This is a genomic window from Streptomyces sp. NPDC004609 (assembly GCF_042873655.1).
Lineage (GTDB): Bacteria > Actinomycetota > Actinomycetes > Streptomycetales > Streptomycetaceae > Streptomyces.
Window position 1 is genome coordinate 51,775 of record NZ_JBIALS010000010.1, and the last position, 11,755, is coordinate 63,529.

Genomic DNA, 11,755 nt, shown 5'->3' on the forward strand with positions numbered 1-11,755 from the left:
GGTGCGGGATCCGATGGCGGGCCCGGTTCCGGATCCGGTGGTGTACCGGCGGAGTGCGCGTCGGAGCCCATACCCGTGACCCGGACCGTGGACCTCGGCACCGCCAGACTGATGCCTGACATCGACCGGGACCGGGCCTGGCTGCTGACGGTCGACGGCGCTCCCCAGTCGTATGTCGACCTGGACGAGCCCACACACCTGGAGTTCGAGTACACGCGGCGGCTCGCCCATCTCGTCGACGCCTTCGCGGAAGAGGGCCGCCCGCTCGACGTACTGCACCTCGGCGGCGGGGCGCTCACCCTGCCCCGCTATGTGGCCGCGACCCGGCCGGGCTCCCGGCAGAACGTCGTGGAGGCGGACCGGGGGATCGTCGCGCTGGTCGCGGAGCTGCTGCCGCTGCCACCGGACTCCGGCATCGCGGTGCACGGCGCCGACGCCCGGGCCTGGGCGGAGGCGGCCCCGGCGGACTCGGCCGACCTGGTGATCGCCGATGTCTACGGTGGTTCGCGGGTCCCCGCCTCTCTCACCTCGGTCGAGTACGCGCGCGCGGCCGAACGGGTCCTGCGCCAGGGCGGGGTCTACGCGGCCAATCTCGCCGACGGTGCGCCCTTCGCCTTCCTCCGCTCCCAACTGGCCACCTTCGCGGCGGTGTTCGGGGAGCTCGCCCTGATCGCCGAACCCGCGGTGCTGCGCGGGCGGCGCTTCGGCAACGCCCTGCTGCTCGCCTCCCACACCCCCCTCGACACCGCCGCCCTGGCCCGGCGCACCGCCGGGGACGCCTTTCCCGCGCGGGTGGAGCACGGGCCGTCGCTCGCCCGGCTGATGAGGGGCGCGCGTCCGGTGGCGGACCGGGAGGCGCGGGACTCGCCCGAGCCGCCCGACGGCGCGTTCGGCATCGGCTGACACCCGGAGGGCCCGGCGACCGTCCCCGTACGGTGCGTCATGGCCGGGCCCGGCGGCGGGCCGCGGGATGACCCCTGCCGGGTGAAGGCGCGGCCCGGCCGCCGGTCCGCCGGGGCGGTCGGCGGACCGGCCGCGGGAGTCAGACCGTGGAGCGGGGCGCCAGCCGCAGAGTGCTCAGGATCTGCTGGATGGTGGCTTCGGGGACCTCGTCCTTGACGCCTTTGTTGGCGTACAGCACCCAGGACTTGATCTCACCCGCCGGGTCCTTGAAGCTGAACGCGATCGACTTCCCGTCCGTGTCGCACTTTTTCTTCTTCTTCACCCCGACCGCGGTCGCCGTCGACATGCTGCCGGTCAGCCCGGACTTGGTGGTGTACGGCTTGGCCTTGACGACCTTGACGGTGCCCTTGGGCTCCTCCTGCGCGTAACCGGCCCACGCCCAGTTGCCCGCCTCGTTGTACGCGGCCGTCTGGATGTCCTTGGCGCCCTTGCCGCCCTTCGTCCCGACCGTGGCGAGGCCCGTCGTCTCCAGGCTCCCGTCCATGTTGGTGTCCTGTGTGCACCATTCGGACTTGTAGTGGGCCGGGGCGGACATCGCGACCACGGGAGAGCCGTCGCCCTTCTTGGCGTCCTCGAAGCCGGTGCTGATGCCCGAGCCCGCGACCTCCCAGGACGGCGGTACGTCGAACAGGGTGCCGTGCTTGGGGTTGGTCACCACCTTCCAGCCCGCGATCGTCGGCTTCGCGTCCTCGCCGCCGCGCGGGTTCTCCGAGGGCGGCGGGGTGCCCGGGTCCGGTGCCGGCCCGGAAGAGGGCGACTGGGACGCGGCGCCCTTGCCGCCCTTGTCCGACGTGTCCTTGTCCTCGCCCGAGAACACGACGACCCCGGTCACCACGGCCGTGGCGACGACCGCGGTGGCGGCGACGATCGCGACGACGGTCGTCTTCTTTCTGTCGCCCGGCGGCTGAGGCCCGCCGGGCGGCTGCCCCGGTGCGGCGTACTGCGGCACCGTCGGCTGCTGGTACGGGTTGGGCTGCTGATATCCCGGCTGCTGATAGGGATTCGGTTGTTGCTGGTAACCCGGCTGTTGATACGGGTTCTGGTTCTGCGGGTTCTCGCCCCCGGGCGGCTGCTGTCCTGGCCACATGGCCAGTAACGATAGAGGGACGGCCCCGCGGCTGCCATGTCCACCCCGGCGGGGATGGCCAAGGGTGCTACCCGTAAGTAACATATCGCCATGAGTGCTGACCGGATGACCGTAGGCGAGATGCTCGCCGCCACCGTGCCCATGGCCAGGACCCTCAACCTGGAGTTCCTGGAGGCGACCGCGGAACGCGCGGTGCTGCGCCTGCCCGACCAGAGCGACTTCCACAACCATGTCGGCGGTCCGCACGCCGGGGCGATGTTCACGCTCGCCGAGTCCGCGAGCGGCGCGATCGTCCTCGCCGCGTTCGGCGACCAGCTGAACCGCGCCGTGCCGCTCGCCGTCAAGGCCGACATCGCCTACAAGAAGCTGGCGATGGGCCCGGTCACCGCGACCGCGACGATCGGCCGCCCCGCCGCCGACATCGTCGCGGAGCTGGACCGGGGCGAGCGGCCCGAGTTCCGCGTCGACATCGACATCCGGCGCGAAGACGGCGCGGTGACCGGCGAGATGGCCATTCTATGGACGCTCCGCCCTAACGACCTGGGGAAATGAGCCGAACGGCGGGCGTAGGTCCCGCACCGGTCCCATCTCCTCTCAGTGACTCAACGTTGCTGAACGCGGCGTAGCGGAGAGGAAGGCTTCCACGGCACGGGAACCGCGATCACCCGCACCGATCCGGCCGTGGACGTACCGCTCGAACGTGATCAGCGGGTTCTCATGCCCGAGCCAGTCCGCCACATCCACAGGCGACTCGCCCGCCTCAATCCATCGCGTCGCGCCGATGTGCCGGAGAATCCGGGTGTGCGATCCACCCGCACCCCGAGATCATGTGCGGCATGAACGAGGACTTCGAAGAGGACAACCGGATCGCGTACGCCGGACTCACCGCGCTCGCCGAGCTGATAGAGAACGTGGGGAGCACGCTCGACCCCGACGAGGACAACCGCCCCTACTTTGTTGCCTGGGGGCTGGTGTTATCTGCACCTTAGAAAGGTTGCCGCTGACGGCTGCGACTGAGTGATGTACGCCGTGTCCGTTGTGTGAGCGGTGCGTTATCCGGAACAGCGGCGAAGTGCCGCTGACAGTGATGACAGAGGGGCACGGTGGCCATGTTCGACGCAGGCTGACGACAGCCCGGCGGCCCGGCCGTGGGCTATGCTCGCGGCTCGAACTACCTTCCGACATGAGAAGAAGTACCGGTGGACGCCAGGATCACCCGGATCCAAGCCAAACTCGCCGCAGTGCCGACCGCGGAGAAGGCCGTACTCGGCCCCGTGCTCACCGAGACGCAGATCTCGGACTTCGAGGACACCCACGACGTTCGACTGCCTGAGGAGTTTCGCCAGTTCCTCACCCGAATCGGCCACGGCGGATACGGTCCCATCTACGGGTTGCTACCCATGGAGCGATGGGTTGGGCGGGGTGGCATGGGACAGCCCGCCGAATCGTTCCCAATCGCTCCCGACGTCGATGTCCCAACAGGTCCCGATGACCGGGGCGACCTCGCGGGCTCCTTCCCCGGCACCATCACAGTTGTCTACCGGGGCTGCAGCGACTTCACGCTGCTTGTCGTCACAGGACCCGGACGCGGGCGCCTGGTGGAAGTCAACGCCGAGGGATTCTTCGCTCCCCGGTTCTACGCCGATTCTGACTTCCTGTCTTGGTACGAGCGGTGGCTCGACTTCGTTCTGACAGGACACCGGGACCTCAACTGGTTCGCCGACCAGATGGCCGGCAACGAGGACCAGCTCGTGGCGACGCTCCTGGACGACGAACTCCCGACAAGGCGGCGAGCCGCCGCCCACACGTTCATCACCTACCCAGCCCCGAGCACCACCTTGCCCAGCACGCTCATTCGGGCGCTGACTGCGGAGACTCACCCGGCCGTGAGAGAAACGATCCTTCGCGCCCTCGCCGCGCAGGGAGAACACGGCCGAGATCTGCTGACCATGGCGCTCGCCGATCCGGTCGCCGATGTCCGATCCCTCGCTGCTGTGCTCATGGCGACGAACACACCGCAGGGACGACAGCTACCTGCCCGGCGACGAGAAGCTCTTAGCCAGCGCCTCGCGTACGAGACAGACGACTCGGTGCGCGAAACCATTCAGAGAATGCTCAAGCACTCAACCTGACGTGACACTCCCGAGCCCCCGATCAACGTCAACGGCATACCGCTGACGCTCTGACCAGCAAGCGTTCGGGGCCAGGCCGTCGGGGGCGCGGATACGATGTCGATCTTGCCCGGCCCGGAGCCGTGGATCACGGCTGGAGCTGTTCTTGCGGCCCGCCTGGCGGCCGAGGGCCTTGTGGCCGCCGCCGTCGGGGATGTTGCCGAGTTTCTTGATGTCGACGTGGACGAGTTCGCCCGGGCGTTCGCGTTCGTAGCGGCGTATGACACGGCCGGTGGCCCGGTCCAAGTGCGTGAGCCGGGCCAGGCCGAAGCGGGTCAGGACTCTGTGCACCGTGGCCGGGTTCAGCCGCTGCAGGTGGGCGATGTGGGCCGCCGGGCCCCAGCGCGCAGCACGCGGACCTTGATGATCCGGCGTTCGGTGCGGGTCGGGGTCCGGCGCGGGCTGCGGTGCGGGCGCGAGGACCGGTCGGCCATGCCCGCCTCGCCGAGTTCGCGGTAGCGGCCGGCCCATCGCTGAGCCGTCGTGGGTGAGACCTGGAAGCGCTCGGCGGCCCGGCGCAGGGTCCAGCCGTCCTCGACGACGCAGCGGGCCAGGCGCAGGCGTCCGGTCTCGGCCAGGGGTGCATTGCGGTGGGGCATGAGGGCTTTCTGATCGTTCGATGTTGATGTCGCAATCCACACCGAACCTGGAAGGCCCTCACCCATTCAAGATCACCCCACAGCGAACCCTGTCACCAACCTCCGAGGGCAGAACATCTAGTCGTGAGACATCGCAGGTCAGGCGGCCATCCATGCCTCCTCGGCCGTTCGGGCGCGAGTGAGGAGTTCGGCGTGGTCGGGCTCGTCCTCGTGCAGGGACGCGAAGACGAGGCCGGGGCTGCAATACTGGTCACTGGTTCGGGACCTGCAATCGGTTCGGGAACCGATACGTGCGCCGACTGTGGTAGGGAGGACGCGCGTTTCGGGACTTCGATGGGGGGCCTGAAACAGGACTCGGTGCCGGACCAACCAGAGAGCCCCTGCGCTACGGGGTGGGGGCTTTGTGGTGTCTGCGGTCGGAGACGCGAGCCTTGTGGATCCGTCAGGGCGGCATGACGAAGCCCTCCGAACTCCAGGGAGTCCTCCGTCCGATTGAGCTGGGAAAGCCAGGGACGCGATGGGACACCGAAGGACACGAACTCGCAGGTCAGATGCCATGCGGCCCCTTAAACTCCCCAGGTCCCGTGTTACCAGACCAGAACGGCCATCACCTGGACCCTCCGCCCCACAACCTGACCGCCCCGCCACCACCCGGGGCGCCCGCACGCCGTCGACCGCCTCCACCCGGCCCGGTGCACAAGGGCGGCTCCGGCGCGTCCGGTCCGGTGGGGGCGCTCCTGGCTTCGGGCGCGGCGCCGTGGATCCCCAAGCCCGGCCGGCGTTCGAGGGCGTGACCCGCCCCGCTAGGTGACCCCAAGGGCCCCGCGCCCACCGGGCGAAGGCCCCTGACGTCCGCCGTCCCGCGCGGGGGATCATGGACACACAGGCCCCGCCCCGCACCCCCGCAAGGAGACGCCGATGACCGCCCCCTGGATCGCAGGACTCGCCGGCACCGAGCCCGACATCCACCCCGACGCCTTCACCGCCCCCACCTCCGTCGTCATCGGCGATGTCACCCTGGCGCCGGGAGCCAGCGCCTGGTACCACGCCGTGCTCCGCGCCGACTGCGGCCCCATCGTCATCGGCGCCGACTCCAACATCCAGGACAACTGCACCGTCCATGTGGACCCTGGCTTCCCCGTCACCGTCGGCGAGCGGGTCACCGTCGGCCACAACGCCGTACTGCACGGCTGCGCGGTGGAGGACGACGTCCTGATCGGCATGGGCGCGACGGTCCTCAACGGCGCCCGCGTCGGCACCGGTTCACTCGTCGCCGCGGGCGCTCTCGTCCCCCAGGGCATGGAGATCCCGCCCGGCTCGCTCGTCGCCGGCGTACCCGCCAAGGTGAAGCGTCAGCTCACCGACGAGGAGCGGGAGCACATCAGGACCAACGCCGTCATGTATCTCGAACTCGTGAAGGCGCACCGCGAGGCGCGCCCGACGGGCTGAAGGCACCGAGCTCCTCGGGACCGGTCGTCGGCTGACGGCCGATACCGGCCAGGAGACCCGCGCGCGGGGGCATCACGATCTCCGCCGCGACCGCGCTGCCCGCCGGCAGCCGGCGGGTGACGGTCCGGGTCGCGAACGCGTCGACCAGCCCCAGCCCGTGACCGCAGTCCGCGTGCGCGTCCAGCGGCTCCTGGCGCCGGGCGGCCCGGTGCTTCCACCGGCCGCCGTCACGGACCTCCGCCGTCAGGGTGTTCCCGCGGACCCTGATGGCCAGGGCGACCCAGCTGCTCCCGCTGTGCAGCACCACATTGCTGACCAGTTCGGTCACGATCACCGAAAGAGCCTCGTGGCACTCGGCGTGCAGGCGCCATCGTCGTGCCACCGCGCCCGCGAAGTGGCGCAGGGCCCGGGCCGACTCCGGCGTCGCCGCCATCGCGCACTGAGCCAGCCCCGAGGCCCCGCCCTCCGGCACCGGGCCGGGGAAGACGGGCCGGCACGACTCCTCGGACGCGATCACTGTCGGCTCCTTCTGCCCGGGTGGCGGCCCGGGGCGATGGGGCTACGCTCGCTGTCACTCCGTGCCCGGCGCAATCGGGGAGGCTGAAGTACGGATACGTAAAGAAATGAAATGCCCGGAATTGTCGAGGAGGGTGACTCGGTGACCACGCTCGGTGACGACATATGGGAGCGCTGGCTGACTCGGACCGTCGCCCGCACCACCCCGCGGCCCGCGCTTCTGCTGCTGGAGGGCCGTGCAGGGACCGGGAAGAGCCGGTTGCTCGCCCAGCTCGCGGAACACGCGGAAGCCGGGCCGCGCGCACAGGTGGTGATGACGTTCACCCCGTCCGGGGTCACGCTCGCCCGTGTTCCGGCCCATTCCGGCCGTACGGAACCCAGTGCCACCCGACCTCCGGGAGGCAGGGAACCGGCCGGTGACCGGCACTCCCTGCGACCGCCTCCGGCTCCGGGCGCACGCGGGCCCCGGCAGTACGAGGACACCGCGGCGCTCGCCCGGGAACTCGCGTCCCTGCCGGACGCCGAGGGCCCCCTCCTCCTGGTCGCCGACGATGTCCACCGGGCAGGGCCGGAGGAGGCGGAACTGCTCCGGCGGCTGCTGGAACAGCCGCCCGACCATCTCGCGGCCGTCCTCGCGTACCGCCCGGAGGAACTCGCCCGCCCCGGCCTGGTCCTGGGCCGGGCCACCGCCTACCCCGCACGCCTCACCGTGCTGCGGATACGCCTCGGGACCCTGGACGCCGACCAGGTGCGGCGGATGGCCGAGAGCCGCCTCGGCCCGGAGAGCTGCCCGCCCGAACTGATCGCCCGTATCCATGAGCGGTCGGCGGGAGTGCCGCAGGTCGTCGCCGACCTGCTGTCCCAGCTGGAGGAGTCGTACGGCCCCAAGGAGCGCTACACGGCCCGGGACCTGGACGCCACCGGGCCGCCCGTACGGCTGGCCGAACTGATCATCGGACGGCTCACCGGCCTCCCGGAACAGCACCGGGCCATCGCCGGCGCGGCGGCGGTGCTCGACGGTCCCGGCAGCGCCGACGACCTCTGTGCGGTGGCCGGCCTCCCCGAAGGCGTCGGTCGGCAGGCACTGGTCGAGGCCCTGCGCGCGGGGGTGCTCCAGGAGGCGGGCCGGGATCTGTACCGCTTCCCGGCCCCGCTGGCGGGCGCGGCGGTCTACCGGGAGCTGCCGGGACCGCTCCGGCAGGAGATGCACCGCAGAGCGGCCGACGCACTCGCCCGCCGGCAGCCGGTCGACTGGGCCGCGCTCGCCGCCCACCGGCACCGCGCCGGCCAGACCCGCGGCTGGATGAAGGCGGCCGAACGCGCGGCCCGGCAGTGCGCCGGCGCGGGCGAGCACCAGACCGCGATCGACCTGCTGGAGCAGGCGCTGTCCCATCCCGCGGTACCCCGCGGCACCCGCGCCCGGCTCGCCCTGCTGCTCGCCCACAGCGCGGTGCTCGGACTCCATACCGACCAGACCGTCCAGGTGCTGCGCCAGATCCTCGACGAGCACTCCCTGCCCTCCGCCGTACGGGGCCGGATCCGCCTCGATCTGGGGCTCGTCCTCTACAACCAGGCGGGCCGGGGCCTCCAGGGCTGGGTGGAGCTGGAACAGGCGGCAGCGGAACTGGCCGAACAGCGCCCGGCACTCGCCGCACGGGCCATGTCCGCGCTGGCCATGCCCGTCATGTCGGCGGTGCCGCTGGAGCGCAATCTGTACTGGCTCGACCGGGCCCGGAAGATGGCCGCAGTGAGCGACGACGACGAGGTCCGTACGACGGTGGCCGCCAACTGCGTGGCCGTACAGCTGGAGACCGGCGACCCGTCGGCCTGGGACGCACTGGACCGGCTGCGCGACGACGCGGCCGACCCCGCGCGGCTGCCGCATGTGGCCCGGGGGCTGGTGAACGCCGCCGACGCGGCGCTGTGGCTGGGCAGGCTGCCGCGCGTCGGTGAACTGGTTGAGGAGGGCCTGGAGCTGGCGGCCCGGGGCGGCGCCGCATACGTCGAACAGGACGGCCGGGGGACCCGTCTGGTCCTGGACTGGGTGACCGGACGCTGGGACGGACTGTCCGCGCGGGCGCGTGCCTTCGTCGCGGAGGCCGGTGTGATGCCGGGCCCCGCGGCGGACGCCCGGATCGTCCTCGGGATGCTGGCGCTGGCGCAGGGGGAGTGGCAGCAGATGGCGGCCTGGCTCTCCGGCGACGGGCATCCGCTGCCGGCCGGCTCCCCGCTGCCGCATGTCGCCGCCGCCGCGGGCGCCCTGGTCAGAACCGCGCTCGCCCGCGGCGACCTGGAGACCGCGGCCTCCGAAGCCGCCGTCACCTGGGACCGGTTGCGGGACAAGGGCGTCTGGGCCTGGGCGGCCGAACTGGCACCCTGGGCCGTCGAGGCCACCGCCAGGGCCGGCCGGCGCGAGCGGGCCGAGGAGATGACCGCGGAGTTCGGGGCGGGGCTCACGGGGCTGGAGGACGCCGCTCCATCGGCGGTCGCCGCGCTCGCCTGGTGCCGAGGGATCCTCGCCGAGACCGGCGGCAGACCCGCCGAAGCCGTGCCCCGCTACCGGGAGGCGTCCGCCGGGTACGCCGCCCTGCCCCGCCCCTACGCCGCGCTCCTCACCACCGAGGCGGCCGAGACCTGCGTTCTGGCGGCCGGTGCCGGGAGGAGAACGGACGGCGACCGCACCGGAAGCGGAAGCGGAGGCACAGAAACCGGCCGCGCGGGAACCGGGGGCGCGAGCCCCGACGACTCCACGGGAGCCCTTGGCGCGGGATCCGCCGGCACGGACATGGCGGCCCCGGACCCGGCGGCCCCGGACAGCGACGCCGTCGCCGCGGCCGTCGAATCGCTCGCCTCCTGTGTCGAGAGCCTCATCGCCCTGGGCGCGAGCTGGGACACCGCCCGGGTACGGGCCACCCTGCGCTCCCACCGGCCCATGCCCGGCCGGCGGCCCCGCGGCCGCCCCGCGTACGGCGACCAGCTCTCCCCGCGCGAGCAGGAGGTCGTGGACCTGGCCTCCGCCGGACTCACCAACCGGGAGATCGCCGCCACCCTCCATCTCTCCCCGCGCACCGTCGAGCAGCATGTCTCCCGCGCCCGCCGGAAACTGGAGTCCCAGTCACGGCAGCCGCTGAGCCGGCCCCGTCCCCACCGGGCCACCTGATTTTTTTGCGTATCCGTGGATGCCCGCCACGGATGGCGCGGTCCGTGGTGCCGTCAATAGCGTCCACCCACCGAAGCGGAACGCACCGCTTCCGTGCCGGCCGCTGTCCGGCACGGTCTGCCGAGTGCCCGCCGTCGGTGCTGCGCCCGGGTGCCGGAACACCTGGCGGGCGACGGGCCACGGTCCCCCACCGCGGTGGCCCCGCTCGCAGAGGAGGGGTGTCCCGGCCCCGGGCACGGCCTCACAGGGCAGCCTTTCCGGGCGCGGCCGTCACCCGGCAGCCCCTTTCCGGGCGCGGCCGTCAGCGCGCGGGGCGCCCGACGGCCGGGCTCCCGGCGGGCGCCGGGGCGCCCGCCCGCGCACGGGGAAGGACAGCGCGGCCGAGCGCCGGTGGGCGCCGGAGGAACAGCGCGGCACGGTCCGGATCAGGCCACGAGGCCGTCTGTCCCGACCGGTGAACGGTCAATAACCTGGGGGGAGTTGTCCGTTCTGCCGAGGAGCCCCATGGCCGCACAGCAGGTCCCCGACATCCTGTCGCCGGAGTTCGCCGCGAACCCCTACCCGGCCTACCGCGCCATGCGGGAGAGCGCTCCTCTGATCTGGCACGAGCCCACGCAGAGCTATCTGCTGTCGCGCTACGCGGACGTCGAACGGGCCTTCAAGGACAAGGAGTCCCGCTACACCACCGACAACTACGCCTGGCAGGTCGAGCCCGTCCACGGCAGGACCATCCTCCAGCTCAGCGGGCGCGAGCACGCGGTTCGGCGGGCACTCGTCGCCCCCGCGTTCCGGGGCAGTGACCTCCAGCAGAAGTTCCTCCCGGTCATCGAGCGCAACGCCCGTGAGCTGATCGACACCTTCCGGCACCGGGGAGAGACCGATCTCGTCGGCTCGTTCGCCACCCGCTTCCCGGTCAACGTCATCGCGGAGATGCTCGGTCTCGACAGGGCCGACCACGACCGGTTCCACGGCTGGTACACGAGCGTCATCGCCTTTCTCGGCAATCTCACCCGGGACCCCGAGGTCACGGCGGCCGGCGAGCGCACCCGGGTCGAGTTCGCCGAATACCTGTTCCCCGTGATCCGGCAGCGCAGGGAGAAGCCCGGCGACGACCTGCTCTCCACGCTCTGCGCCGCCGAGGTCGACGGGGTACGGATGAGCGACGAGGACATCAAAGCGTTCTGCAGCCTGCTGCTCGCGGCCGGCGGCGAGACCACCGACAAGGCGATCGCCGGTCTCTTCGCCAATCTGCTGGCGCATCCGGAGCAGTTCGAGGCCGTGCGCGAGGACCGGAGTCTCATCGACCGCGCGTTCGCGGAGACCCTGCGCTACACCCCGCCCGTCCATATGATCATGCGCCAGACCGCCGCCGAGGTCACGGTCAGCGGCGGCACCATACCCGCGGGCGCGACGGTCACCTGTCTGATCGGGGCCGCCAACCGGGACGCCCAACGCTACCGGGAGCCGGAGCGCTTCGACATCTTCCGCGACGACCTCACCACGACCACCGCGTTCTCCGCCGCCGCCGACCATCTGGCCTTCGCACTGGGACGGCACTTCTGTGTCGGGGCGCTCCTCGCCAGGGCCGAGGTGGAGACCGCCGTCAACCAACTCCTGGACGCGCTGCCCGACATGCGGCTCGCGGACGGCTTCACACCCGCCGAGCAGGGCGTTTTCACCCGGGGACCCGCGACCCTGCCCATTCGCTTCACCCCCTCGGCCGGCTGACGGACCCGGCGTCGGGCCACGGCGGACCGGCGGGCGCCCGGGCATCGCACCGTACGGCTCCGGAGGACCCGCGGGCACCCGG

Annotated in this window: 9 protein-coding genes and 1 pseudogene; 7 read left to right on the forward strand and 3 right to left on the reverse strand. The window is 71.9% G+C overall.

Features of this window, described 5'->3' with window-relative positions:
- The first annotated feature begins 111 nt into the window (after positions 1-111).
- Entirely contained in the window at positions 112-903 is a 792-nt protein-coding gene (locus ACFYT4_RS12785) for a spermidine synthase (protein ID WP_389267737.1), read from the forward strand.
- Between the two features lie 139 nt (positions 904-1,042).
- Here ACFYT4_RS12785 and ACFYT4_RS12790 read toward each other — a convergent pair whose 3' ends face one another.
- On the reverse strand, positions 1,043-2,050 hold the full coding sequence (locus ACFYT4_RS12790; RefSeq protein WP_389267604.1) for a hypothetical protein: 1,008 nt from the start codon (positions 2,048-2,050) through the stop codon (positions 1,043-1,045).
- A 105-nt stretch (positions 2,051-2,155) separates the two neighbouring features.
- On the opposite strand from ACFYT4_RS12790, the gene ACFYT4_RS12795 reads away from it, so the two are divergent.
- From ACFYT4_RS12795 to ACFYT4_RS12805, 3 genes are all read left to right on the forward strand, one after another.
- A complete protein-coding gene (locus ACFYT4_RS12795) occupies positions 2,156-2,602 on the forward strand; it encodes a DUF4442 domain-containing protein (protein ID WP_389267739.1) in 447 nt (148 codons plus the stop codon).
- Between the two features lie 284 nt (positions 2,603-2,886).
- A complete protein-coding gene (locus ACFYT4_RS12800; RefSeq protein WP_389267605.1) occupies positions 2,887-3,039 on the forward strand; it encodes a hypothetical protein in 153 nt (50 codons plus the stop codon).
- Between the two features lie 210 nt (positions 3,040-3,249).
- A complete protein-coding gene (locus tag ACFYT4_RS12805) occupies positions 3,250-4,182 on the forward strand; it encodes an SMI1/KNR4 family protein (RefSeq protein ID WP_389267606.1) in 933 nt (310 codons plus the stop codon).
- Positions 4,183-4,314: 132 nt separating this feature from the next.
- Here the strand turns inward: ACFYT4_RS12805 and ACFYT4_RS12810 are convergent.
- A pseudogene (locus tag ACFYT4_RS12810) lies at positions 4,315-4,820 on the reverse strand (leucine zipper domain-containing protein); the annotation flags it as partial.
- Between the two features lie 918 nt (positions 4,821-5,738).
- On the opposite strand from ACFYT4_RS12810, the gene ACFYT4_RS12815 reads away from it, so the two are divergent.
- A complete protein-coding gene (locus ACFYT4_RS12815) occupies positions 5,739-6,269 on the forward strand; it encodes a gamma carbonic anhydrase family protein (RefSeq protein WP_389267608.1) in 531 nt (176 codons plus the stop codon).
- Here ACFYT4_RS12815 and ACFYT4_RS12820 read toward each other — a convergent pair.
- Entirely contained in the window at positions 6,217-6,786 is a 570-nt protein-coding gene (locus ACFYT4_RS12820; RefSeq protein WP_389267610.1) for an ATP-binding protein, read from the reverse strand. The two genes, ACFYT4_RS12815 and ACFYT4_RS12820, sit on opposite strands and share 53 nt — an antisense overlap.
- Before the next feature lie 111 nt (positions 6,787-6,897).
- Here ACFYT4_RS12820 and ACFYT4_RS12825 point away from each other — a divergent pair, with 111 nt between their 5' ends.
- Both ACFYT4_RS12825 and ACFYT4_RS12830 read left to right on the forward strand, forming a co-directional pair.
- Positions 6,898-9,945, forward strand: coding sequence for a LuxR C-terminal-related transcriptional regulator (locus ACFYT4_RS12825; RefSeq protein ID WP_389267612.1), 3,048 nt, complete (start codon positions 6,898-6,900; stop codon positions 9,943-9,945).
- A 504-nt stretch (positions 9,946-10,449) separates the two neighbouring features.
- Positions 10,450-11,673, forward strand: coding sequence for a cytochrome P450 (locus ACFYT4_RS12830; RefSeq protein ID WP_389267613.1), 1,224 nt, complete (start codon positions 10,450-10,452; stop codon positions 11,671-11,673).
- Positions 11,674-11,755: the final 82 nt, after the last annotated feature.